The organism is Streptomyces sp. NPDC042102, assembly GCF_055582305.1.
The window spans coordinates 214,764-239,133 of record NZ_JBVJDL010000004.1; the positions used below are offsets into that span (position 1 = coordinate 214,764).

16 protein-coding genes are annotated in these 24,370 nt (G+C 75.3%); 7 read left to right on the plus strand and 9 right to left on the minus strand.

Annotated features, from left to right (window positions below):
• The first annotated feature begins 6 nt into the window (after positions 1-6).
• The 5 genes from ACZ6KO_RS19155 to ACZ6KO_RS19175 all read left to right on the plus strand — a co-directional run bounded on the left by ACZ6KO_RS19155 (position 7) and on the right by ACZ6KO_RS19175 (position 5,729).
• On the plus strand, positions 7-1,248 hold the full coding sequence (locus tag ACZ6KO_RS19155; RefSeq protein WP_469305162.1) for an amidohydrolase: 1,242 nt from the start codon (positions 7-9) through the stop codon (positions 1,246-1,248).
• Between the two features lie 155 nt (positions 1,249-1,403).
• Positions 1,404-2,153 (plus strand): 3-hydroxybutyrate dehydrogenase, encoded by a 750-nt coding sequence (locus ACZ6KO_RS19160; RefSeq protein WP_469305163.1) that lies wholly within the window; start codon positions 1,404-1,406, stop codon positions 2,151-2,153.
• 130 nt (positions 2,154-2,283) lie between these two features.
• A complete protein-coding gene (locus ACZ6KO_RS19165; protein WP_469305164.1) occupies positions 2,284-3,630 on the plus strand; it encodes a ricin-type beta-trefoil lectin domain protein in 1,347 nt (448 codons plus the stop codon).
• Positions 3,631-3,793: 163 nt separating this feature from the next.
• Positions 3,794-4,624, plus strand: coding sequence for a helix-turn-helix transcriptional regulator (locus ACZ6KO_RS19170; RefSeq protein ID WP_469305165.1), 831 nt, complete (start codon positions 3,794-3,796; stop codon positions 4,622-4,624).
• A gap of 58 nt (positions 4,625-4,682) precedes the next feature.
• Complete coding sequence (locus tag ACZ6KO_RS19175; RefSeq protein WP_469305166.1) at positions 4,683-5,729, plus strand: methyltransferase; 1,047 nt, start codon at positions 4,683-4,685, stop codon at positions 5,727-5,729.
• Between the two features lie 2 nt (positions 5,730-5,731).
• On the opposite strand, the gene ACZ6KO_RS19180 is transcribed toward ACZ6KO_RS19175, so the two are convergent.
• Both ACZ6KO_RS19180 and ACZ6KO_RS19185 read right to left on the minus strand, forming a co-directional pair.
• A complete protein-coding gene (locus ACZ6KO_RS19180; protein WP_469305167.1) occupies positions 5,732-6,235 on the minus strand; it encodes a hypothetical protein in 504 nt (167 codons plus the stop codon).
• A 129-nt stretch (positions 6,236-6,364) separates the two neighbouring features.
• Positions 6,365-7,372 carry an NAD-dependent epimerase/dehydratase family protein gene (locus ACZ6KO_RS19185; RefSeq protein WP_469305168.1) on the minus strand — a complete coding sequence of 336 codons (1,008 nt, stop codon included), beginning with the start codon at positions 7,370-7,372 and terminating at the stop codon, positions 6,365-6,367.
• 160 nt (positions 7,373-7,532) lie between these two features.
• Here ACZ6KO_RS19185 and ACZ6KO_RS19190 point away from each other — a divergent pair, with 160 nt between their 5' ends.
• Positions 7,533-10,226, plus strand: coding sequence for a SpoIIE family protein phosphatase (locus ACZ6KO_RS19190; protein WP_469305169.1), 2,694 nt, complete (start codon positions 7,533-7,535; stop codon positions 10,224-10,226).
• Positions 10,227-10,256: 30 nt separating this feature from the next.
• Here ACZ6KO_RS19190 and ACZ6KO_RS19195 read toward each other — a convergent pair whose 3' ends face one another.
• A complete protein-coding gene (locus tag ACZ6KO_RS19195) occupies positions 10,257-11,219 on the minus strand; it encodes an aldo/keto reductase (protein ID WP_469305170.1) in 963 nt (320 codons plus the stop codon).
• Between the two features lie 151 nt (positions 11,220-11,370).
• Here ACZ6KO_RS19195 and ACZ6KO_RS19200 point away from each other — a divergent pair, with 151 nt between their 5' ends.
• On the plus strand, positions 11,371-13,869 hold the full coding sequence (locus ACZ6KO_RS19200; RefSeq protein ID WP_469305171.1) for a SpoIIE family protein phosphatase: 2,499 nt from the start codon (positions 11,371-11,373) through the stop codon (positions 13,867-13,869).
• Between the two features lie 16 nt (positions 13,870-13,885).
• On the opposite strand, the gene ACZ6KO_RS19205 is transcribed toward ACZ6KO_RS19200, so the two are convergent.
• The 6 genes from ACZ6KO_RS19205 to ACZ6KO_RS19230 form a co-directional block, all read right to left on the minus strand.
• Positions 13,886-15,388 carry a serine/threonine-protein kinase gene (locus ACZ6KO_RS19205; protein ID WP_469305172.1) on the minus strand — a complete coding sequence of 501 codons (1,503 nt, stop codon included), beginning with the start codon at positions 15,386-15,388 and terminating at the stop codon, positions 13,886-13,888.
• 105 nt (positions 15,389-15,493) lie between these two features.
• Entirely contained in the window at positions 15,494-17,428 is a 1,935-nt protein-coding gene (locus tag ACZ6KO_RS19210; protein WP_469305173.1) for an ABC transporter ATP-binding protein, read from the minus strand.
• Complete coding sequence (locus ACZ6KO_RS19215; protein WP_469305174.1) at positions 17,425-19,110, minus strand: ABC transporter transmembrane domain-containing protein; 1,686 nt, start codon at positions 19,108-19,110, stop codon at positions 17,425-17,427. Before ACZ6KO_RS19215 ends, ACZ6KO_RS19210 begins: the two co-directional genes overlap by 4 nt.
• A gap of 72 nt (positions 19,111-19,182) precedes the next feature.
• The gene (locus ACZ6KO_RS19220) at positions 19,183-20,700 is read right to left on the minus strand and encodes an AMP-binding protein (RefSeq protein ID WP_469305175.1); all 1,518 of its coding nucleotides are present in this window, start codon (positions 20,698-20,700) and stop codon (positions 19,183-19,185) included.
• A gap of 99 nt (positions 20,701-20,799) precedes the next feature.
• The gene (locus tag ACZ6KO_RS19225; RefSeq protein WP_469305176.1) at positions 20,800-22,593 is read right to left on the minus strand and encodes a condensation domain-containing protein; all 1,794 of its coding nucleotides are present in this window, start codon (positions 22,591-22,593) and stop codon (positions 20,800-20,802) included.
• The gene (locus ACZ6KO_RS19230; RefSeq protein ID WP_469305177.1) at positions 22,590-24,323 is read right to left on the minus strand and encodes a carbamoyltransferase family protein; all 1,734 of its coding nucleotides are present in this window, start codon (positions 24,321-24,323) and stop codon (positions 22,590-22,592) included. The genes ACZ6KO_RS19225 and ACZ6KO_RS19230 overlap by 4 nt, the downstream gene beginning before the upstream one ends.
• Positions 24,324-24,370: the final 47 nt, after the last annotated feature.

Here is a 24,370-nt window from a genome sequence, read left to right on the forward strand (position 1 = left end):
GGTGCCATGACCCCCGCCGCTCGCAGCACCCCCGGTCTCGACGCCCTCCTGCGCCCGTTGACCACGTTCTACCTGGACCTGCACCGCCACCCGGAGCTGTCGGGCGCGGAGCGGCGGACGGCGGGGCGGTACGCGGCGTGGCTGACGGAGGCCGGGTACGAGGTGACCGGCGACGTCGGCGGGCACGGGGTGGTGGGCGTCCTGCGCAACGGGGACGGACCCACGGTGCTGCTGCGGGCCGAACTCGACGCGCTGCCCGTGCGCGAGGCCACCGGGCTGCCGTACGCGAGCGAGGGCGGGGCGGCGCACGCGTGCGGGCACGATCTGCACCTGGCCGCGGCGGCGGGCGCGGCCTCGCTGCTGGCCGCGGCGCGCGCGCAGTGGCGGGGCACGCTGATGGTGATCGGCCAGCCCGCCGAGGAGAACCTCACCGGGGCCCGCGCCATGCTGGAGGACGGTCTGTACGAGCGCTTCGGCCGCCCGGACGACGTCCTGGCCCAGCACGCGGCGCCGCTGCCGGCGGGCATGGTGGCGCACGGATACGGCCCGATGACGGCGGGCAGCGTCACCTTGCGGGTGGTGGTGCACGGGCGGGGCGGCCACGCGGGGGCCCCGCACCTGGCCGTCGACCCGGTGGTGGCCGCCGCGCACGTGGTGACCCGGCTGCAGACCGTCGTCTCGCGGGAGGCGGCGCCCGCGGAGCAGGTGGCGGTGACGGTCGGCTCGTTCCACGCCGGGGAGCGGGCCAACGTGATCCCCGACCGGGCGGAACTCGACATCACCGTACGGGCGGTGGGCGAAGCCTCGCTGGCGCGGGCCACCGCGGCCGTGGAGCGGGTGGTGCGCGCCGAGTGCGCGGCCGCCGGCTGCCCCCGGGACCCGGACGTCGAGCGGGTCTCGTCCTCCCCGGTCACCCACCCCGACCCGGCGGCGACGGCCGCCGTCCGGGCCGCCCACGTGGCGGAGTTCGGCGCGGAACGGGTGACGATGTGGCCGCCGTCCCTGGCCACGGAGGACTTCGCCCACTTCGGCGGGGACGGCATCCGGACGGCGTACTGGATGCTGGGTGTGGTCGGCCCGGGGACCTGGGCGCGCACCCCGGGCGCGTCGGCCGCCGACAAGCTCGCGGCGCTGCCCGCCAACCACGCCCCGGACTTCGCCCCCGACCCGCGCACCGCCCTCCCGGCCGGCGTCCGTGCCCTGGTGTCGGCGGCCCGGGCCCGGCTGGCGGTGACCGTGGCACCGTGACCGGCGGGGCCGCGTACCTGGAGCGCTCCGCCGGACCGGTCCCCCGGGTCCGACCGTCGGTGCGGTCCGTCCTGTGTTCCGCAGCCATGGCGGTGGGCCCCGATGTGGTGTCCGCGCCTATGGGTGGGGGCCCGTACCCGCCCTAGGTTGTCGGCATGAGCAACGGACTGCGGGGCAGGACCGCCCTGGTCACGGGCGGCGGCAGCGGGATCGGACGGGCCTGCGCCGGGGCGCTGGCCGCCGCCGGGGCCGAGGTCCATGTGGTGGACATCGACGCCGGGGCGGCCCGGACCGCGGCCCGGGAGGTGGGGGGCGTCGCGCACGTGGCCGACCTCGCCGACCCGGACGCCGTCGCGGCCCTGCCGGCCGCCGTCGACATCCTCGTCAACAACGCCGGGCTGCAACACGTCGCGCCGATCACCGAGTTCCCGCCGGAGCGGTTCGTCCGCATCCAGCAGGTCATGGTGACCGCGCCGTTCCTGCTGATGCGCCGGACCCTGCCGTACATGCGCGAGCGCGGCTGGGGGCGCGTGGTGAACATCTCCAGCGTGCACGGGCTGCGGGCCAGTGCGTACAAGTCCGCCTACGTCGCGGCGAAGCACGCGCTGGAGGGGCTGAGCAAGGTCGCCGCGATCGAGGGCGCCGCGCACGGCATCACCAGCAACTGCGTCAGTCCCGGCTACGTCCGTACGCCCCTGGTGGAGGGGCAGATCCAGGACCAGGCCGCCGCGCACGGCCTCGCGCCCGAGGCCGTCGTGGACGACGTCCTGCTCGCCCGCTCCCCGGTGAAGCGGCTGATCGAGCCGGCCGAGGTGGCGGCCGCCGTCCTGTGGCTGTGCGGGCCCCACTCCGGCTACGTCACCGGCATCTCCCTGCCCGTGGACGGGGGCTGGACCGCCGGCTGACGCCGCCGCGCACACCCCCACCGGGTATCCGGTCCCTCCGGTCCTCGGCACTATGTCATCCGCCTCGACTCCCGTCCTGTGAGAGGGCGTTGGAGGGGCGAGGCGGACGCGACGAGAGGGCACCAGGAACGTGCGGTTGACAGGCAAGCGTCGAATATCCGTGGTCGCGGCATGTGCCGTGGCGGCGATCGTGGGGGGACTCCAGCTCCAGTCCACGGCCTTCGGCACCGAGGACGCGCAGGGCACCGAGCCGGACCAGGAGGTGAGCGCGGCCCCGGTACCGGGTGGGGACGTGGACGGGGAGGGCGCCCACGCCGACGCCGTGGTCCTCGGCAGTGACAGCACCGGCTTCGTGAACGGAAGGATGTCCCTCGAAGGCCGGCCGGCGGCGGCCGCGGCCACCCGCGCCGGGGCCGTGGCGGCCCCGGCGCCGGCGCCGCCCCAGGGCGAGGGGTGGAAGCTGAGCGGCGCCACGAAGTGGCTGGCGACCGGCTACACGATCAAGTTCCGCGACCAGAAGTCCGTGGACTGGCTGGGCGGTTACGTGAAGTCCACGGCGGCGGACCTCCAGCGCATCACCAACCTCCCGGTCACCGTGAACACCACGCCCGTGGGCTGGGACTACGTCCGGCCCAAGGGCGAGGTGATCATCGGGGTGGCGCACCGCCCGTGCGTGCCCCCGGCCGGTGAGGGCAGTATGGGCAGCACCGGCTGGACGGTGGTACGCGACGGATCGGGCAGCGCCAACCTCAGCTGCGGGTTCACCAGTTCCTCCGTACCGGAGACCGTCACCAGCGGACACGCCTACATCGACGACGAGTTCTTCACTCCGGACGGCAAGCCCACGGCCGCGATGGGCGAGTGGTACATGCGCAACCACATCAGCCACGAGATCGGGCACACGCTCGGGCTGACGCACGCCAACCGCAGCCTGACGCGCGGCGACTGCGTCAAGGGCACCGACTCCGGCCAGTTCCCGGTGATGTGCGTGCCGTCCAGCGCCTACCAGGACAAGCGGGCGGGCGCGTACGTCCAGCAGTTCGACGTGCAGGGGCTGCGGCTGCTCGCGGCCGGCGCCGGCGCCGCGCTGTCGCCGCAGGGGAGGGTGACCGGCATCGCGGGCAAGTGCCTGGACGTCAAGGGCGGCAAGGCCGTCACCGGTACGCCGATCCAGCTCTACACCTGCAACGGCACGGCCGCGCAGTCGTGGATCCTGGGCAAGGACGGCACGTTCCGCGCGCTCGGCAAGTGCCTGGACAACGCACGCAACGCGGCCACCAACGGCAATGTGATCAGCCTGTACGACTGCAACGGCACCGCGGCGCAGCGCTGGTCGGTCAACGCCAAGGGCCAGATCGTGCACGTCGCCTCGGGCAAGGTGCTCGACGCGAAGGGCGGCGCGTCCGCCAACGGCACCGTGATCCAGCTGTACTCGGCGAACACGGGCAAGGGCCAGATCTGGACCGCCCCGAAGTAGCCCGCCTCCCCGGCCCCGGCGCGGCACCGCACCGCGCCGGGGCCCGGGAGCGGTGCGGTACGGCACCGCGCCCGGCCCGGCCCGGCACGGCACGGCCCGGTAGGACGAGCGCTGGGGAACTTTCGTCCAAGACACGGTCTGCGGCTTCGGCCATCGTGGAGGCATGACCGGACACGACGCGGGGCTGCGCCCCTCGAAGCGCACCGCCGACGACGGCTGGGAGGTCGCCCGACCCCCGGGCGGCGTCTCTCTCGACGGCGTACAGATGGCCGGGTTCCGTGACCGGATGGCCGCCGGGCTGGACATGCGGGTGCTGCCGCAGCCCGCGGTGATCGTCGTCATCGGGCTCGGAGCCAGCCCGGTCAGGGTGGAGAGCGCCTCCGGGCACCGGCCGCTGAGGGGGCTGGTCGCCTCCTTGTCCCCGGGTCCCGCCCGTATCCGCGGCGAGGGCGTCGAATGCATCGAGGTGGCGTTGTCGCCCCGGGCCGCATACGCGCTGCTGGGTGTTTCCCCGCTCGAACTGGACGGCTCCATCACCGGTCTGGAGGACCTGTGGGGGCGGCATGCCCGGCTGCTGCGCGAGCAGTTGGAGGACACCGCGTCGTGGCAGGACCGCTTCGCGCTCACGGACGGCTTCCTCGGGCAGCGGGCCGCGGGAACCCCGCCCATGGCACCCGAGGTCGCCGCCGCCTGGGACGCGATCGTGGCCGGCCGGGGCCGGGTTCGGGTCGGCGCCCTCGCCGCGGCCTGCGGATGGAGCCGCAAGCGGCTCCGGACCAGGTTCAGCTCGCAGATCGGCCTGACCCCCAAGCGCGCCGCCATGCTGGTCCGCTTCGATCACGCCGCCCGGGCGCTCCGTGCGGGCGAGCGCGTCGGCGACGTCGCCGCGGCGTGCGGGTACGCCGACCAGCCCCATCTCCACCGCGACGTCCAGTCCCTCGCCGGATGCACGCCCGGCGCACTGGCCGGCCTGCCCGCGTCCACCCCACCCTGACAGCCCGTACCCGGACCGAACGGTGATTCGGTCGACTTCGAGGAAGGAAGCAGGACCTGTGATGAACACCGATGTCCGAGCAGCGCAGACGGCGGCAGGCCGGGAGCTCGTCGTCCGGCTCGCGTTCGGGAGCATGGCCGCGCACACCCTGCGCGCGGCGGTCCGCCTGGGGGTCGTGGAACTGATCGGCGACGGTCCGCGCACAGCCGCCGAGGTGGCTGCCGGAGCCGGGACCGTCCACCAGCCCATGACGCGTCTGCTGCGTGCCCTGACCGCCCTCGGCCTGCTCGTGGAACACACCCCCGACACGTTCTCGGCGACCCCCGCGGGCGCACTCCTCGGCCCCGGCCACCCCGACTCCCTCGCGGCGTTCGTCCGGATGTTCACCGATCCGGCGATCACCCGCGCATGGGAGCACCTGGACAGCAGTGTCCGTACGGGGCACATCGCGTTCGACTCCGTCTTCGGCACGGACTTCTTCAGCCACCTCGCCCGGCACCCCGAGCTCTCCGCGGACTTCAACGCGGCGATGAGCCAGGTCGTCTCCGAGACCGCCGCCGTGCTGCCGCACGCGTTCGACTTCGGCCGGTACGCGTCGGTCACGGACGTCGGTGGAGGCAGCGGCACCCTCCTGGCCGGCGTCCTCGCAGCGCACCCGGGCCTCACCGGCGTGGTCTTCGACACCGCCGACGGCCTGGCGGCGGCGCCGAAGACGCTGGCGCGGCACGGGCTGGAAGAGCGCTGCTCCCTCATCGCCGGGGACTTCTTCCAAGCGGTCCCGCACGGCTCGGACGTGTACCTGGTGAAGAGCATCCTGCACGACTGGACGGACGACCAGGCGGTCACGATCCTGCGCCACTGCCACCAGGTGCTGCCGTCCCACGGCGTCGTACTGATCGTGGAGCCGGTGCTTCCCGAGGTGGTCGGCGCCGAGGACGACGGTACCTACCTGAGCGACCTCAACATGATGCTGAACGTGGGCGGCAGGGAACGCACCCGCAGAGACTTCGAAGAGCTGTGCGGCCGGGCGGGCCTGCGCGTCCGGTCCATCGCCCCGCTCGCGGAGGCCGCCCCGTACTCCCTGATCGAGGCCGTGACCGGGTGAGGCTAGGCGGGGGACTGCGCGGCGGTCGTCCGGCCGATGGCGCCCGGCGTGCGGAACTGGGCGGGGTCCGGGTAGGTGGCCTCCGCCGCGTCCAGGACGGCCCGGATGCGCCCGCGGAACTCCTGGCCGAGCACCTCCAGGCCCTCGAGGAGTTCGAGGGCCTCCACGGTCGGCCGCGGCAGCGGCCGGGCCATGCGGTCGCCGCCGCCGATCCCGATGAACCCCTTCCGGGCCCGCTCCCGGTGGCGGACGGCCCGCTCGGACAGACCGGCCGTCGCGTAGCCCAGGGTCAGGGCGAGGTCGTCCAGGAACCGGCAGGCGCCCCGGTACATGTCATCGGCGCCCTGGAGCGTCTGCACCGGGCTGCCCGCCGTCATCCACTGGTCCTGGTCCCGCGACATGCCCGTGCCGCCGAGCAGTTCCCGGGCCTCTCCCAGCAGAGCGCGCGCCCGGTCGACGACGGCGATGGCGGCGGCGAGCTCAGCGGTGTCCACGTGCGGGGTCATTCAGGTCCTCCAGGTGGTGGGTGCTGGTGCGAACCGTAGAAGACGGGGTGTCCTCCGCACCATGCCTGTGCGGCCGCAATCCCGCGGCGGCCCGCCGGCCGCCGTCAGCCCGGCGTGGCGCCCGCCTCCTCACCCGTCCTCACCCGGCCCGTCACCGAGCGCGGCCAGGAGCTCACGTTCGCGCGCGGCGCTCAGGCCCGCGCGCCGGGGCCGGTCCAGGCCCTGGGCGCGCTCCCACTCCAGGGTGTCGGCGAGCAGCCGCACGCGCGGGCGGTGGCGCAGCCCCGCGGCGCGGGCCGCCGCGCCGGTCCGGGCCGACCAGCCCTCCCAGCCGGGTTCGGCCAGCCACATGGGGAGCGATCCGGGGCCCATGTACGGGGCGACCCCCTGCGCGGTCAGCCAGTCCGACCCGGCGGTGACCACCGGGCCGGTGTGCCCGCCCACGGCCCGGGACAGCGCGATCCAGTCGTCGAAGGCGGTGACGGGGCCGACCGCGTCGAAGGTCCCCGTGGTCCCGGCCTCGGCACGGTCCAGCAGCCACGCGGCCAGGTCGCGGACGTCGATCACCTGGGTCGGCAGGTCCGGCGTACGGGGCACCAGCAGGGGCTCCTGGGGGCCGCGTGCCGCGCGGGTCACCCAGTAGCCGGAGCGGCCGGTGTGGTCCCCGGGGCCGCCGATCAGGCCGGCGCGCGCGATGAGGAGGCGGTCGCCCACGGCCCGGCTCGACGCCTGCTCGCAGGCGGCCTTCGCCTCGCCGTACAGGTCGCGGTCGACCTCCTCCCGGTCGGTGGGGGCGTGCAGCGGGGCGGACTCGTCCACGTCGGGCGTGGCGTGGGAGGCGTACGCGCTGACGGAGGAGACGTAGCTCCAGTGCCGGGCCCGGGCGCCCAGCGCGCGCAGGGCGCCGCGGACGAAGCCGGGCTGCCAGGACACCTCGACGACCGCGTCCCAGTCACGGCCGCCCAGGGCGTCGTACGCCGCGGGGTCGCGCCGGTCGGCGGCCACCAGGGCCGCACCCGGCGCCACCGCCCCGCTCTCGCCGCGCGCCAGACAGGTGACGTCGTGGCCGCGCTCGACGGCCTGCCGGGACACTTCACGGCCCACCCACGCGGTACCGCCCAGAACCAAGATTTCCATCCGCCCACTCAAGCACCATGGGCACAACCGGTCACCGTGGTTTCGCCGAGGGCGAGCGGCGTCCGTCCGGCGGACCACGCGGGACGGACCGGGATGTAAACACGCCACGTCGGCCCGGTAGCCGCGTGCAGCCTCCCCGGGGCGACCAGCAGTGCTACAAATGGTTCGTGACCCATCCTTGCAACCCGTGCCGGGGACGTCGGTGCGGTCACTGAAGAGAAGCCGCCCGCGCAGCGTCGCCCGGCAGGTATTCCTGCTCCAGGTGGCGATCGTGGTGCTGCTCACCGCCGGTGCCGTGCTGGCACTGGTGCTGCAGTCGCGCCACGACGTCGAACGCGACGCCGTCGCCCGGTCCGTGGCGGTCGCCGAGACCTTCGCCCACTCGCCCGGCCTGCACGTGGCGCTCCAGGCGCCCGATCCCTCCCGGATCCTCCAGCCGCTCACCGAGAAGACCCGCAAGGTGGCCGGGGTGGACTTCCTCGTGGTGATGGACACCGAGGGCAAGCGCTACACCCATCCGCTCCCCGACCGCATCGGAAAACGTTTCGTCGGCACGATCGGGCCCTCGCTGGCGGGCCAGGTGCACACCGAGAGCGTGGACGGCCCGCTGGGCAAGGAGATCCAGGCCGTGGTGCCGGTCTTCGACCCCGAGGGCAAGGTCGAGGCGCTGGTGTCGGCCGGTCTCACGGTCGAGAACGTCACCGGTGTGGTCGACCGGCAGCTCCCCGTGATCGTGGGGGCCAGCGCGGCGGCCCTGGGCCTGGCCACGGTCGGCGCGGCGCTGATCAGCCGGCGCCTGGACCGCCAGACCCACGGGCTGGGCCCGCTCGAGATGACCCGGATGTACGAGCACCACGACGCGGTGCTGCACACCGTCCGCGAGGGGGTGCTGATCGTCGACGGCGGCGGCCGGCTGCTGCTCGCGAACGACGAGGCGAAACGGCTGCTCAAGCTGCCGTCGGATGCCGAGGGGCAGCATCTGAGGGAGGTCCCGGGCCTGGACCGGAACGTCGCCGACCTGCTGCTGTCCGGCCGGGAGGCCACCGACGAGGTGCACGAGGCCGGGGACCGGCTGCTGGTGATCAACCAGCGGCGGACCCGGCCCCGCGGCCGGCCCGAGGAGGGGACGGCCGTGACCATCCGCGACTCCACCGAGATGCGCGTGCTCAGCGCCCGGGCGGAGGCGGCCCGCAAGCGGCTGCGGCTGCTCTACGACGCCGGTGTGGGCGTGGGCACCACCCTGGACGTGGAACAGACCGCCCAGGAGCTGGCGGACGTCGCCGTCCCGCGGTTCGCGGACTTCGTGACCGTCGACCTGGCGGAGTCCGTCCTGCACGGCGACGAGCCCACCGCCTCGTCGCCGGACCTGCGCCGCACGGGGGTCAGCGGGGTCCGCGACGACGCCCCGCTGTACCCGCTGGGGCGGCTGATCGACTTCCTGCCCTCGACCCCGCAGGCGCGCGGCCTGGGCAGCGGCCGCGCCGAGGTGATCGTCGACCTGGCCGACGCGCCCGGCTGGCACGCCCAGGACCCGCCGCGGGCCCAGGCCATCGTCGACTACGGCATCCACTCGCTGATCACGGCACCCCTCAAGACGAGCGGCGGGGTGCTGGGCGTGGTCAACTTCTGGCGGTCGCGCAAACCCGAGCCGTTCGACGACGAGGACCTGTCGCTCGCGGAGGAGCTGGTGGCACGGGCCGCGGTGACCATCGACAACGCCCGCCGGTACACGCGCGAACACGCCCTGGCGGTGACCCTGCAGCGCAGCCTGCTGCCGCGCGACCTGCCCGAGCAGAGCGCCGTGGAGGTGGCCCACTACTACCTGCCCGCGCAGTCCGGGGTGGGCGGGGACTGGTTCGACGTGATCCCGCTGGCGGGCAGCCGGGTGGCCCTCGTGGTCGGGGACGTCGTCGGCCACGGGCTGCACGCCGCGGCCACCATGGGCCGGCTGCGCACGGCCGTACTGAACTTCTCCTCCCTGGACCTGCCGCCCGACGAGCTGCTGGGCCATCTCGACGACCTCGTCCAGTACATCGACCAGAGCCGGGAGGGCAGCGACGGAGACGGCGGGCTGCTCGGCGCCACCTGCCTGTACGCCGTGTACGACGCGGTGACCCAGCGCTGCACGGTGGCCCGGGCCGGTCACGTGCCACCGGCGCTGGTGCGCCCGGACGGCACCGTGGAGATCCCGGAGCTGCCGGCGGGCGCTCCGCTGGGCCTGGGCGGCTTCCCCTTCGAGGCGGCGGAGCTCGACCTCAGCGAGGGCACCCAGCTGGTGCTGTACACGGACGGGCTGATCGAGGACCGCACCCGTGACATCGACGAGGGGCTCGACCTGCTCCGTTCGGCGCTGGGCCAGGCCGGGGACCGGCCGGAGGAGACCTGCCGGGCGATCCTCAAGGAGATGCTCCCGGTGCGTCCGCGCGACGACGTGGCCCTGCTCGTCGCGCGGACGTCGGCGCTGGCGCCGGACCGCATCGCCGAGTGGGAGGTGCCCTTCGAGCCGAGCGCGGTGGGTGAGATGCGGGCCGCCGCGCTGGCGAAGCTCGAGGAGTGGGGGCTGGACGCCCTGGCGTTCGGCACCGAGCTCGTGCTGAGCGAGCTGGTCACGAACGCGATCCGGCACGGCGCGGCGCCGGTCCGTGTACGCCTGCTGTACGACCGGATCCTGACCTGCGAGGTCTTCGACGGCAGCAGCACCTCGCCGCACCTGCGCTACGCCACCACCCTGGACGAGGGCGGGCGCGGGCTCTTCCTGGTGGCCCAGCTCAGCCGCCGGTGGGGGGCCCGGTACACGCCGGACGGCAAGGTCATCTGGTCGGAGCAGGCCCTGCCGGGACCCGAGGAGGGCTGAGCGGGACGAGCGGGCCGAGCGGGAACACCGCTACGGCAGAGGGGTCCCCCGGGCCGTGATCCACAGGTCGTACCACTCCTCGTGCGTGAGCGCGGGGGCGCGCAGCGCCGCGTCCCGGCAGGCGCGGACGCGTTCGGGGCGGGCGGTGCCGATGACCGGCGCGATGCCCGCCGGGTGGCGCGTCAGCCACCACAGCAGGACCGTCTCGGGCGTGGTGCCCTTCTCCTCGGCCAGCCGGGCCAGGAGGGCCGCGGTCGCCTTCTCGGCGGGGCTCTCCTGACGTCCCGTGAAGCGGCCCTGGGCGAGCGCGCCCCAGGCCTGCAGGCGGACGCCGTGGTCGCGGCAGTACTCCAGCGTGCCGACGGGAAAGCCGTTGGCGGCGGCGTGCGGGGTGTTCAGCAGGACGCCGGCCTCCACCCAGTCGCGGCTGTGCAGGCTCATCTCCAGCTGGTCGGCGACCAGTGGCACGTCGAGGTGGGCCTGGAGGGCGGCGAGCTGGGCGGCCCCCATGTTGGACACGCCGAAGTGCCGTACGAGCCCCTGCCGGTGCAGGGTGGCCAGCGCGGCCGCGACCGCCTCGGGGTCCGCCAGCGGGTCGGGGCGGTGCAGGAGCAGGACGTCGATGACGTCGGTGCGCAGCCGGGTCAGGCTCTCCTCCACACGCCGCAGGATGCTCTCGCCGCGCAGGTCGTACCGGCCGGGCCGGTCGCCGTCGGCGAGCCGGATGCCGCACTTGGTCTGGAGGGTGATCCGCCCGCGCAGCCCGGGGGTCCGGGCGAGCACCTCGCCGAAGACGGCCTCGGCCTTGCCGTGGCGGTAGATGTCGGCGTGGTCGAAGGCGGTGATCCCGCTGTCGAGGGCGGCGTCGATCACCGCTTCGGCGGTGTCGATGTCGGCGGGGCCGTACGCGTCCGTGCCCCAGCTCCCGCCCAGGCCCATGCACCCGTACAGCACCCGGTCGGTGCTCGTGTCCGCAGTCGCGTTCCTCGTCACGCCCCCAGCCTAGGGCCGGACAGGCCCTGGGGCCGCCATGGCCCACGCTGCACCAGCGGTGACGCAGAGCGATAATTGCAGCAGCACGCAGAACCCGCTGGACAACGCCATGGAATCGCTGCGGCGATCCGGAAGTGGGGCGGAGTGAGTGATGCACGACCCCGTATTCCACGATGCCTCCGGCATTCTTCCGGAACCGGGCGACGAGACCTACGCCCTCCTGGACGCGCACGGCGTCGTGATCGGCTGGAGCCCGGGGGCGGAGCGCCTGCTCGGGTACACGACGCAGGAGGTGCGCGGCCGACGGGGGGTCGATCTGCTGGACGCGCGCGCCGAGGACGGCCTCGCGGTCCTGCGCCACCGCGACGGGCACGGCATCGAGGTCGCGCTGCACGCGCGCCGGCTGGATTCCACCACCGGCGAGCGGCAGTGGCTGATCCAGGCGACCGACGCGGAGGCCACCCGGCGGCAGGAACTGAGCGAGGCCCTGATCAGGGGGCTGTTCACCGAGTCCCCCTTCCTCATCGACGTCTTCGACACGCAGCTGCGCTTCATCGCGCAGAACGACGCCCTGCGGCGCGGCGAGGGCTTCGCCAACGAGGAGTTCGTGGGGCGCACCATGTCGGAGGTGGCGCCGCCCGACCTGATGGACATGGCAGCCCTGGAGGCCCGCCAGCGCCGGGTCCTGTCGACCGGGGAGGCCATGGTCCAGACGGAGGTGCGCGGCCTGATCCGGGGCGATCCCGACCGTCAGAAGGTGTGGTCCGAGACCATCCTGCCGCTGCGCAGCAGCTCGGGCGAGGTGATCGCGCTGGCGCACACCGTGGCCGACGTGACCGAAGGCGCCCGGGCCCGGGAGCGGTTGGCGGTGGTGAACGAGGCGAGCACGCGCATCGGTACCTCGCTGGACGTCCTGCACACGGCGCGGGAGCTGGTCGACGTGGCCGTGCCGGAGTTCGCCGACCACGCGTACGTCAACCTGCTGGCCCCGGTCTTCCTCGGCGACGAGCCCGTCCCGGGCCCGGTGTCCGAGGCCGTTCCCCTGCTGCGGGCGGCGAGCTCCTCGATCACCGGCGGGCCCGTGGAGACCCCGGAGGCGGTGGTCCCGACGGGCCAGGCGGACCCGTTCACCTCGGGCCCGGGGTCGCTGTTCACGCGGGCGCTGGCCAGCGGCGAGCCGCTGCTGCTGACGGGTGAGGAGCTGCTGACGGAGCTCGCCCCGGTCGATCCCCGGCGGGCGGTGCTGGTCGAGTCCTACGGGGTGCACTCGTGGATGCTGGTCCCGATGTCCGCGCGCGGCGCGGCCCTCGGCGCGGCCTGTTTCGTACGGTACGCACGCGCCCGCGCCTTCGAGGCGGACGACGTGCTGCTGGCCGAGGAGATCGTGGCGCGGGCGGCCGTGTGCATCGACAACGCGCGCCGCTACACGCGCGAGCGCACCGCCGCCCTGGCCCTGCGGCGCAGTCTGCTGCCCCAGGAGCTGCCCGTGCTCGGCGCGGTGGAGGCGGTGTGCCGCTACCTCCCCGCGCACGGGCACGCGGAGCTGGGCGGGGCCTGGTACGACGTGATCCCGCTGTCGGGAGCGCGGGTGGCGCTGGTGGCGGGCGACGCGCAGGGGCGCGGCCTGAACGCGGCGGTGACGATGGGGCGGCTGCGCACGGTGGTCCGCACGCTCGCGGACCTCGACCTCTCCCCCGACGAGCTGCTCGCGTACATGAACGACCAGATCAACCGCTTCCCCGACGAGCACACCCGGGACGAGGACGCCGGGGACGGCCCGGGCGGCGGCGGGCGCGAGGGTGCGGGCGGGGCGGCGGGGACCACCTGCGTGTACGTGGTCTTCGACCCGGTCACCCGGCGGTGCGCGCTGGCCCGCGCCGGCCATCCGCCGCCGGTGCACGCGCCCCGCTCGGGGAGACCGGTGCTCCTCGACGTGCCGGGCGGGCCCCCGCTGGGCCGGCCCGGCACCCCCCTGGAGAGCGGCGAGCTGACGCTGGAGGACGGGGACGTGCTGGTGCTGTACACGCACGGCCTGGTGGGCTCGCCGGAGCGCGGCGTGGACCTGGGCCTGCAGCGCCTGCCCGAGGCGCTGTCGGGCATTCCGCTGGACCTGCCGCGGGGGCGCTCGCGCGACGGGGCGGGCCTCGACGACGCCTGCGACATGATGATCGGCCGGCTGCTGCCCGTACCGGCGCAGGACGACGTGGCGCTGCTGATGGTGCGGGTGCACGAACTGGACGCCGGCCACCATGTCACCTGGGACCTGCCGGCCGAGCCCGAGGTCGTCGGGCGCGCCCGTGCGCTCGCGACCCGGAAGCTGGCGGAATGGGGCCTGGAGGAACTGGAGTTCAGCACGGAGCTGGTGGTCAGCGAACTGGTCACCAACGCCATCCGGTACGGCACCGGGCCGATCCAGCTGCGGATGATCCGCGACCGCGAGCTGATCTGCGAGGTCTCCGACGGCAGCAGCACCTCCCCGCACGTGCGGCACGCGGAGGACACCGACGAGGGCGGGCGCGGGCTGTTCCTGGTGGCGCAGCTCGCGGCGCTGTGGGGCACCCGCTACCACGCGCGGGGCAAGACGATCTGGGCGGAACAGCCCTTCCCCGAGGGGTACCTGGAGGCGGCGGACGCGGCGGCCGACCGCTGACCGCTGGCCGCCGGGCTCACTGGCAGGTGGTCGCGGGGCCCTTCTGGCGGGTCAGCCTGTCGTTGGACATCCAGCCGGCGATGTCCGTGTCGGCCACGCTCACATAGGTCCACCGGTTGCCGTGCGCGTTGACGACGGAGCAGTGGAACAGCAGCTTCGTGCCGGTCTTCGCCATGGCCACGGTGGGACACGTCTGGTACGGGCCGGTGACGATGGGGAAGTCACCGGCCGTGAAGGCGTAGCTGCCCGGCTTGCGGTCCTGGTGGGCCCATCCGGTGCACGTCGCCGGGGCGGGGGTGGGGGCGGGGTCTGCCGGGGCGGTGGTCCTGCCGCCGGGTGTCGGCTTCGCCTTCGGTTTCGGCGTCGCGGCGGGCGGCGCGGCCTGCGCCCCGCCGGTGCCGCGTGCGCCGGCGTTCTTGCTCATCAGGGCGTAGGCGATGCCACCGCCGCCCAGGAGCACGGCGACGGCCGCCGCGACGACGGCGCGGGCACCTCGGCCGTACCCGGGCGGCGGCGGGGCGGCGGCTCCCGTGGACGGCGAGGGCGGGGGCGGGACCGGAGCGAGCATCGTGGCCGGGGCGGGCGTGGCGGCCGGGTCGGGCGGGCTCGCCGGAGCCGGGGAGGGCGTCGTGGCCGGCATCACGGCCGGGGCCGCGGGTCCGCCCGCGGCCACCCGCTCCAGCAGCTCGCGCGCCTCTCCGGCCGCCGGCCGGGCCTCGGGGTCCTTCGCCAGCAGCGCCCGCAGCACCGGCGCCAGCGGGCCCGCCCGCCGGAGCTCCGGCAGCGGCTCCCCCACGATCGCCGCCAGCGTGGACCAGGCGGCGGAACGGCGGAACGGCGAGGCGCCGCCCTCCACGGCCTGGTACAGCGTCATGCCCAGCGACCAGATGTCCGACGCGGGACCGGGCTCGCGGCCCTGCGCCCGCTCGGGCGCGAGATAGTCGAGGGAGCCGACGATCTCACCGCTGCGGGTCAGCTTGGCCGCGGCCTCGTCGCCGGAGTCCTCCAGGGTGGCGATCCCGAAGTCGGTGAGCACGACGCGGCCGCCCTGCTCCAGCAGCACGTTCGCCGGTTTGACGTCCCGGTGCAGCACCCCGGCCCGGTGCGCGGCGTCGAGCGCGTCCATCAGCTGCGCGCCGATCGCTGCGGCCTCGCGCGGATCGAGCGGGCCGTGCGAGGCCAGCACGTCGTCGAGCGAGGGCCCGTCGACCAGTTCCATGACGATGACCGGGAGACCGTCCTGGGCGGTGACGTCGTGCACCGTGACCACTCCGGGGTGCCGGATCCGGGCGGCGGCCTGCGCCTCCCGCCGCATCCGCGAGCGCAGAGCGGCCAGTTCGGTCTCCGAGGCGTCGGTGTAGGCCCGCATGACCTTGACGGCGACCTCCCGGTCCAGGAGTTCGTCCACGGCGCGGGCGACCACGCCCATGCCGCCGCGTCCGATGGTCGTGGTCACCCGGTAGCGCCCACCGAGCACCTTGCCGGCCAGCTCGCCGCCGATCGCCTCCCCCGCCGTCACCGCACGCTCCGTTCCGTCACCGTTCACCACGTCATGTACAGGACGGGCTCCAGCGTAGAGGTCCGCGCGGACAGAGGGGTGCGGGGGCCCGCCCGAGCGCCCCCGTCAGCCGCGCACCGAGCTCCAGGAGTGCCACAGGGCGGCGTACGCCCCGCCGGCCGCGAGGAGTTCGTCGTGGCTGCCCAGTTCCACGATCCGGCCGCGGTCCATCACCGCGATCCGGTCGGCCTCCCGTACGGAGTCCAGCCGGTGGACGATCGAGACGACGGTGCGTCCCTCGATCAGCGCGGCCAGGGAGCGTTCGACCTGCCGGGAGGCGGAGGAGTCCAGCAGTGCGGTGGCCTCGTCCAGCACCAGGGTGTGCGGGTCGGACAGCAGCAGCCGGGCGAGGGCGAGTTGCTGGGCGGCGGACGGCGAGACGGGGGCGGCGCCGGAGCCGATCTCGCTGTCGAGGCCGTCGGGCAGCGACCGCGCCCAGTCGGCCAGGCGTACGGTCTCCAGCGCCTCCCACAGTTCCCGGTCCGCCCAGTCGTCGTCGCCGGCGAGGGTGAGGTTGTCGCGCACGGTTCCGGTGAAGACGTGCTGTTCCTGGGTGACCAGGACGATCTCGCGGCGCAGTTGGCCGACCGGGAGCGAGGTGAGGTCGGCTCCGCCGATACGGACGGTGCCGCGCGTGGGGTGGTGCACGCCGGCCAGCAGTTTGCCCAGCGTGGACTTGCCCGCGCCGGACGCGCCGACCACGGCGAGCCGTTCGCCCGGGGCGAGTTCGAGGTCGATGCCGCTGAGCACCTCCCGCTCGGGCCCGGTGTCGTGGTCCGCCCCGCCCACGGGTCCGTAGCCGAAGCCGACGCCTTCGAGGCGGATCCCGTGGCCGTTCAGGGCCGCGGCGGGCCGGGGTTCTTCGCGCGGCAGCCGCTCGGCGCCCAGGATCCGGCGCAGCGCCGCGTTGCCGATCTGCAGTTCGTCGGTCCAGGTGAGCAGGTCGTTGAGGGGTTCGCCGAGGGCCTGGACGTAGAGCACCACGGCGGTGAGTTCACCGAGCCCGACCTCGCCGCGCTGGTAGGCGAGTCCGCCGATGAGCAGGGTCAGCGCCATCGGGACCATCGTGGCCAGGTCCAGGCTCGGGAACCAGATGGTCTGGAGCCAGGTGGTGTGCTGCCGGGTGCGCACGACCTCGTCGACGGCCCGGCCGTGCCGCAGCCGCTGGCGTGGCCCCAGGCCCAGGGCCTCCACGGTGGAGCAGCCGCGGGTGGTCTCGTGGGTGACCGCCAGGACGTCGGCCTCCTGGGCCAGGAGCCGCTCGTATGCGCGGGTGGCGCGGGGCCGGTACCACCGGGTGGACAGCGCCGCGAAGGGGACGCCGGCGAGCAGGCCCAGGGCCAGGACGGGCGAGGTGAGCAGGATGGCGCCGACCGTGAAGACCAGGGTGACGGCGGCCAGCGCGATACGGGGGACGGCCTGCCGGATGCTCTCCCCCAGCCGGTCGGCGTCGGTGGTGGCGCGGCTGAGCAGGTCGCCGGTGCCGACGCTCTCCACCTCGGACAGCGGCAGGCCGAGGATCCGGCGGACGAACGTCTCGCGGGTGCCGGCCAGGACGCGTTCGCCGAGCAGGGTGGCCTGGACCTTGGCGGCGCGCGCCAGCAGGGCGTGCACGACGAGGGTGGCGACGAAGGCGAGGGCGAGGAGGTCGACGCGGGCGGTGGTGGTGCCGTCCTTGACCGACTCGACGAGGTGGCCGAGCAGCCGGGGGCCGGTCAGGCCCGCGACGAGCGCGATGCCGAAGAGGACCAGGGTGAGGGCCAGCCGGCCGGCGTTGCCGCGGACGAAGGCACGGATCCAGCGGCGTACGTCGGCCCGTCCGGCCAGGGGCAGCCGGCCCCGGCCGTGGGCCGGGCCGTCCGGTGCGCCGTCCGCCGGGCCGGGTGCGGTCCCCGCCGTGCCCTCGCCGGGGGCCGGGTCGGGGTCCGGGCCGGGTGCGCCGCCGCGCCGCGCGGCCGGGTGACCGGTGGCGTCGGTGCCGGTGGTGGTGGGGGGCTTCATGTGCGGGCTGCTCCTTCGGCGCGGGCGGGTCGGCCGTCGGCGTCGAGACGGTGGACGCGGTCGGCGACGCCCATCCACAGCGGGCTGTCGCTGAGGACCACGGTGGTGCGGCCGGCGCGCAGGGCGGCCACCCGCTCGGCCACCCGGGCCTCGGTCTGGGCGTCCACCGAGGCCGTGGGGTCCTCCAGGACCAGGACGTCGGGGGCGGCGAGCAGGGCGCGGGCGAGCACCAGACGCTGGCGCTGGCCGCCGGACAGTGCCCGGCCGCCCTCGCCCAGGTACGCGTCCAGGCCGTCGGGCAGGCCCTCCACCACGTCGGTGGCGTCGGCCGCGAAGAGCGCGTCGGCGAGCGCGCCGCGGGGACGGGCGAGACCCGCGGTGAGCTCCTCCCGCACGGTGCCGCTGAACAGGGTGTCGGCGGGGCCCGAGCGCAGTACCCGGCCGCGCAGTTCGGCGAGGTCGACGCGGTCCAGCGGGATCCCGCCGAGCAGGACGGCCGAGGGGTCGGGCCGCTCGCCGTACCGGGTGAGCCGGTCGGCGAGGGCGCCGGCCCGCTCGGCGGGGGCGGCGACCACGGTGAGCCGCCCGGCCTCGGCGGTGATCCCGGTGGCCGCGTCGGTCAGGGTGAGCGGGCCGGCGGGCAGCGGGGCGGGGTCGGCGGGCTGCCCGGGCACCGGGGTGATGCGCAGCAGGACGCAGACCCGGCCGGCCGCGACCCTGGCGAGGCTGAGGGTCTCGGCGGCCTCGGTGGCGGTGCTCACGGGGAGCGTGAGGAAGGCGGACGCGCCGTAGAAGGCGACGAGTTCGCCGGGGGTGATGGTGCCGTTCAGGGCCAGGCGGGCGCCGAGCCAGGCGATGCCGACGGTGACCAGGCCGGGCAGGAACACCCCGGCGGCCTGCAGCCACGCCTCCATCCGGCCGGCCGACTCTCCGGCCCGGCGGACCTGCTGACTGGTGGCACGGAAACGCGCCGCGAAGCGCTCCTCACCGCCGATGCCGCGCAGGATGCGCAGGCCCGCGACGATGTCCCCGGCCTGCGAGGTGGCGATGCCCATGTGTTCGCGCTGCTCCTCGTCGCGCTCCTGGAGGGGGCGCAGCAGCGGTCCGATGCCGAGGACGGCGGCCGGTACGCCGATGAGCACCGCGAGGCCGAGGACGGGCGAGGTGACGGTGAGCGCGACGGCGACGAGGACGGCGGCGACCACCGCACCGATGGAACGGCCCACGACCTCGAAGGAGTTGCCGATGCTCTCGACGTCGGCGGCGGCCGAGGCGGCCACGTCGCCGGCGCGGGCCTTGGCGCGCAGCGTGCCGCCGAGGCGCGTCACCTGCCGCATCAGCACCCGGTGGGTGTACGACACGGCGTGCGCCTCGGCGCCGACGGCGGCCTGGATCAGGCCGGCGCCGGCCACGGCCTGGACGATGCCGAGGCCGAGGGCCAGCAGCGACCACACGTACAGGGCGGCCGGGTCGTCGGCCCGGCCGGCCTCGTCGATGGCCCGGCCGATGACCAGGGGCAGCAGGGCCAGCGGCACCATCCAGGCCATGCCGAGGACGGCGCTGAGCACCAGCGGCCAGGGCCGCACGCGCACCAGCCACCACAGGTAGGCCCAGGGCCCCCGGGCGTCGGCTTCCGGCAGGGCCGCGGGGGACACCGAGGCGTCGAACAGTCTGTTGGCCACAGGCGGGGCTCCAGGACTCCAGGCAGGCGTGGGGCGGGTCGGACGGTCAGGGATGACGGTCAGAGGCGGCGGTCAGAGATGGCGGTCGCGGGTGGCGGCGCGGTCGACCTTCCCGGTGCGGGTGTGCACGAGCTCGGGCACCACGACGATCCGGTCGGGGACCATGAACGCCGGCAACGCGGCGCGGAGTTCCTCGCGCAGCGCCGGTCCGTCCTGGGGTGCGTCCGGCGCCAGGACCACGAAGGCGACCAGGGCGGTGTGCTCGCCCTTGGTGTGCGGGGCCGCGGCGACCGCGTGCACGCCGGGCCGGCCGCCGAGCTGGTGCTCGACGTCGAGCAGGTCCACCCGGTGCCCGCGGATCTTGACCTGGTGGTCGACGCGCCCGTGGAAGACCAGACTGCCGTCGGCGGCCTCGTGGACGAGGTCGCCGGTGCGGTACCAGCGGGTACGGCTGCCGGAGCCGTCGAGGTCGGCCTCGACGAACCGGGCGGCCGTCCGCTCGGGATCGTCGAGGTAGCCGAGGGCGAGCTGGGGTCCCGCCACGTACAGCTCGCCGGGGTGGCCGGGGCCGGGGGCCGCGTCCTCGCGGGGGACGACGGCCTGCCGTACGGAGGGGAGCGGGCGTCCGATGGGCACGCCCTCGGGGAACGGGCCTCGCGCGGCCGGGCCCGCGAGTTCGGCGGTGTGGGTGACCAGCGCGGTCTCGGTGGAGCCGTACGTGTTGAGCAGCCGTACGCCGTCGGCGCCGAGCCGGTGCCAGCGCTCCAGCATGTCGGGCCGGACGGCCTCGCCGCCGATGACGACCGTGTCGAGGCCGGCGGGGAGCTCCAGCCCGTACTCCAGGAGGTGGCCGGTGAAGACGTGCCAGTAGTCGACGGGCAGGTTGACGAGGGTGATCCCGGCCTCGTGCAGCAGCCGGCCGAGGGACGATTCGGCGTCCTCGTCGATGACCAGGAGGCCGCCCGCGCAGAGGGTGGGCAGGATCTCCTCCAGGCTGGTGTCGCCGTCGGCGCGGTGGAAGGCCAGCGCCACGGTGTCGGGGCCGACGCCGTAGCGGGCGCGCAGTTCGGGGACCACGGCGTGCAGGGCGCCGTGCGGTACGGCGGCCGCCTTGGGCGCGCCGGTGGAGCCCGAGGTGAACAGGACGTACGCCGGGTCCTCGGCGCGCACCGGCTCGCCGGTCTCGCGCAGCGGCGCCCGGGAGGTGCCGCGGGTGCCCCAGTTGGGGCGCAGCAGCCGGTCCACGTCCGGCAGCCGGCCGGTCTCGGCGGTGGTGACCGCCTCGCGGCAGCCCAGGGCCCGGAGGGACTGGTCCGTATGGGCGGCGGCGTCGCCGGGGACGGGCACGTACGCGCGGCCGGCGGCGAGCACGCCGAGGAGGGCGGCGACGTCGCGGGCGCTGTGGTGGGTGACGATGCCGACGGGCGGGTGCGGGCCGGGCCGGCGGGTGGCCACCAGATCGGCCACCGCGCCCGCCCAGCGGGCCAGTTGGCCGTAGCCGACGGTGACTCCGTTGTCGAGGATCGCGGGGCGGTCGGGGTCCGAGCGGGCGATGGCGAAGAAGGGGTCGAGCACATTGGGCAGGGTCATGGAAGGGGTGTCCCGGGGTCTGGCGCGGAGGGTGCGGACGGGATGTCACGGGCGGACGCCGCGCGCGCCGCTGCGCGCGACGGTGTCCGCCGGCGGTGCTCAGCCGACGGCCGCGGACCCGGCCGGCGCGGAGGGGCCGGCGGGGGTGGTGGCGAGGGCGAGGACCGCGGCGCGGTGGCGGGCGGCGAGCCGCCGTACGGTGGCGGGATCGTGCAGCGCGGTCGAGTACCACCACTCGACGCGCAGCACGTCGTCGTGGGTGGTGGCGATCACCTCGATCAGGTGCGGGCGCACCCAGTCCGGCCCGGTGATGTCGCCGACGGGCTCGTCGGCGATGTCCATGAGCAGTCCGCCGAGGGGGAGTTCGTCGGCGTCGTCGCCCTCGAAGTCGAAGGAGACGTCGCTGGGCGGGGCCCCGCGCAGGGCGGCCGCGAGCCGCGGCCGGCCGTGCTGGCGCAGCGCCCCGTACCCCACTCCTCCGCCGGGCAGGGCGGCGAGGTGGCCGACGGTCCGGGCCAGGCGTGCGGCCGGCGGATCACCGGCGGCCAGGTCCACCCGGACCGGGACGGTGGTGGTGAACCAGCCGGTGGTACGGGCCAGATCGGTGTCGCCGACGGTCTCCTCGCGGCCGTGGCGCAGCACGTCCACCCGGACCGCGTCCGGCGCCGCGCCGCCGCCGGACGCCCCGCCGAGCACCTCGCCGAGCGTCTCGCCCAGGGCGTGCAGCAGGAGTTCGCCGGGATGGCAGCGGTGGGTGCGCGAGGCCGCGGTGAGGCGCTCGGTGAACTCCGGGGGGAATTCCTCGGTATGGGTGGCGGCCGTGGCCGCGGTGTTCGCCGCCCGGGGGTCCTCGGGCGCGTGGTCGAGCGGGACCGACGCCGGGGTGCGGGCCACCTCGGTCCACCACTCGGCCTCCGCCTCGGCCGCGGGGGTACGGGCGTACGCGGCGAGGGCCTGCGCCCACTCGGGGTAGGAGGTGCCCTCGGCGCACCCGGCGCCGGGCCGGCCGGCGGCGAGGTCCGCGTACAGCCGTTCCAGGTCGGCGAGCAGGATCGACCAGGACACCATGTCGAACGCGAGCTGGTGGACGGCGATCAGCAGCCGGCCCGGGCGGGCCGGGCCGGCGTCGAAGCGGACGAAGCGGACCACCCGGCCGGCCTGCGGGTCGAGTGAACGCTGCTCCACCGCGCACCGCAGGGTGATCGCCGCCGCGAGCTCGGCGCCGTCGAGCTCGCGGACGTCCACCACGTCGAGGACCGCGTCCAGGAGTCCGCCGGGCGGGCCGTCCGGGGCGAGCGCCTCGGCGCGCTGGCGGGGCCGGCGCGCGGGCGGGGCCTCGAAGGCCAGGCGCAGCGAGGCGTGTCCGGCGACCAGGTGCCGGACGGTCTCGGCGAACACCGCGGGGTCCAGGCCGGGTCGGGTGGTGAACAGCAGCGCCTGGTTCCAGTGGGCGCGGCCACCGGTCTGCTCCTCCCAGGCCTGTTCCTGGGAGGGGGTGAGCAGGACGGGGGCGTGGGCGGCGCCGGGTGCGGCGCCGCCGGTGGTCCGCCGCCGGGCGGCCCGGTCGGCGACCAGCGCGGCGAGCCCGTCGAGGGCGAGGTCTTCCGCGAACAGCTCGCGCAGCTGGACCCGGACGCCGAAGGCGGCCTCGATCCGGCGGGCGGCGCGGATCAGGTCGAGGGAGTCCACGCCGAGGTCGCGCAGGGGCGCGGCGAGGTCGGCGTCCGGTTCGAGGGCGGCCTCGGCCAGCCATCCGGCGAGCTGCGCCCGTACGTCGGCGGCGGCGACCGGCGCCGTCGTGCCGTCGGCCGGTTCCGGAGCGGACGCCGCGGTGGGGGTCCCGGCCGGGTCCGCGGCGGGGACGGCGGCGGGGACTTCGGCGGGGGCGGTCACGCGTCCGCCCCGCCGAGCGCGCCGTCGGGGCGGCGGACCAGGAAGGGGCCGAGCGCGAGGGCGTCCATCGGCAGCCGGTGGAAGGTGGCGAGGGCGTCGCGCGGGCTGCACACGACCGGTTCGTCCCGGCCGTTGAAGGAGGTGTTGAGGACCACGGCGGTGCCGGTGTGCCGGCCGACCTCCCCGATCAGCCGGTGGTAGAGCGGGTCGACGGCCCGTGAGACGGTCTGCGGGCGGGTGGTGCGGTCGCTGTGCACGACGGCGGGCATGGCGGCGGCGCCGGCCTCGGTCACCGGGGTGGTGACGATCATGTACGGGAGCGGGGTGTCCGTGCCGATCAGGGCGGGGGCCGCCTCTTCCTGCATGCTGGGGGCGAACGGCCGCCAGGCCTCCCGGTCCTTGATGCGGACGTTGACCCGGTCGCGGGTGCTCTCGGGCGAGGGCACGGCCAGCATGCTGCGGTGCCCGAGGGCGCGCGGACCGCCTTCGGCGCGGCCCTGGAACCAGCCGACGACTCCGCCACCGGCGAGGGCGCCGGCGGTGGCGGCGGCGATGTCCTCGTGCTCGGTGTAGGCGGTGCCGGAGGCGTCCAGGACCTGCCGTATCGCGCCGGGGGACCACTGCGGGCCCCAGGCGACCGAGCCGTCCATCGGGCGGATCCGGTCGCCCTCCTGGGCGGCCACCCAGACGGCCGCGCCGAGGGAGACGCCCTGGTCGCCGGCGAGCGGCTGGACGAACAGGTCCCCTACCTCGGGCAGGCGCATCAGCTTGCCGTTGAGGGTGGCGTTGAAGCCGACCCCGCCGGCGATCATCAGGGTGGTCTCGCCGGCCTCCCGCAGCAGGCCGCGCACCAGGGCGATGACGGCCCGTTCCAGGGCGGCCTGGGCGGTGGCGGCGATGTCGCGGTACTCGAAGGGGTCGTGGTCGGTGACCTTGGTGAAGCGGCCCAGGCGGGGATCGAAGCGGCGGGCGGAGCGGTTCGGGGCCTGCGGGAGGGTCTTCTCCAGGTGCTCCAGCCAGTGCCGGATGGTGGCGGTCTCCTCGTCGGTGGAGCCGGTGGAGCGCAGGTCCGGCGGGACGACGCCGATGGTGAAGTCCTCGTCGGCGAAGGCGAACGCGCCGCCGAAGGTGAGGTCCTGGGGGCGGCCGTAGGACGCCAGGCCCATCATCTTGCCGGCGGCGTCGGCGCCGAGGCCGGCGTACGCGCAGACGGCGGCGTAGAAGTAGCCGAGCGACCAGCCGGGGGTGTGGGCGCGGAGCGTCTTGATCTCGCCGTCGATGCCGACGGCGAGGGTGGTGCTCTCGTTCTCGCCCTGGCCGTCGAGGACCAGGATGGCGCCGCGGTCGCGTCCGGAGAGGTGGTAGGCGCTGGCCGCGTGGGCGAGGTGGTGGTTCACGAAGGTCAGGCGCGGGTCCCGGGTCCGCGGGAACAGGGCCTTGGGCAGCAGGTGTTCCAGGGCGTCCGCGTCGCTGGCGAACCAGTCGAGGCCGCGGTCGCGGAAGAGAGTGGGGAGGTCCCAGCCGTGGGCGACGACGTCGATGTCGCCGAGGGTGAGGCCGGCTTCGGCGAGGCAGTGGGCCGCCGCGTTCAGGGGGGCCTCACCGTAGGCGTGCTTGTTGCGGGTGAAGCGTTCCTCCTCCGCCATGGCGATCACCTCGCCGTCGATGACGAGGCAGGCGGCACCATCGTGGCTGGCACCGGGCCAGCCGTTGACTCCGAGCACACGCATGGTCAAGTCCCCAAAGGTCGGTCGGGATTCTCCGGTCCGGGCCGGCC

What these genes read in the sequence shown, in the direction of transcription:
- ACZ6KO_RS19155 (WP_469305162.1), top strand. Translation starts at nt 7, where the DNA reads ATGACCCCCGCCGCTCGCAGCACCCCCGGTCTCGACGCCCTCCTGCGC.
- ACZ6KO_RS19160 (WP_469305163.1), top strand. Translation starts at nt 1,404, where the DNA reads ATGAGCAACGGACTGCGGGGCAGGACCGCCCTGGTCACGGGCGGCGGC.
- ACZ6KO_RS19170 (WP_469305165.1), top strand. Translation starts at nt 3,794, where the DNA reads ATGACCGGACACGACGCGGGGCTGCGCCCCTCGAAGCGCACCGCCGAC.
- ACZ6KO_RS19180 (WP_469305167.1), bottom strand. Translation starts at nt 6,235, where the DNA reads ATGACCCCGCACGTGGACACCGCTGAGCTCGCCGCCGCCATCGCCGTC.
- ACZ6KO_RS19185 (WP_469305168.1), bottom strand. Translation starts at nt 7,372, where the DNA reads ATGGAAATCTTGGTTCTGGGCGGTACCGCGTGGGTGGGCCGTGAAGTG.
- ACZ6KO_RS19190 (WP_469305169.1), top strand. Translation starts at nt 7,533, where the DNA reads ATGGTTCGTGACCCATCCTTGCAACCCGTGCCGGGGACGTCGGTGCGG.
- ACZ6KO_RS19200 (WP_469305171.1), top strand. Translation starts at nt 11,371, where the DNA reads ATGCACGACCCCGTATTCCACGATGCCTCCGGCATTCTTCCGGAACCG.
- ACZ6KO_RS19210 (WP_469305173.1), bottom strand. Translation starts at nt 17,428, where the DNA reads ATGAAGCCCCCCACCACCACCGGCACCGACGCCACCGGTCACCCGGCC.
- ACZ6KO_RS19220 (WP_469305175.1), bottom strand. Translation starts at nt 20,700, where the DNA reads ATGACCCTGCCCAATGTGCTCGACCCCTTCTTCGCCATCGCCCGCTCG.
- ACZ6KO_RS19230 (WP_469305177.1), bottom strand. Translation starts at nt 24,323, where the DNA reads ATGCGTGTGCTCGGAGTCAACGGCTGGCCCGGTGCCAGCCACGATGGT.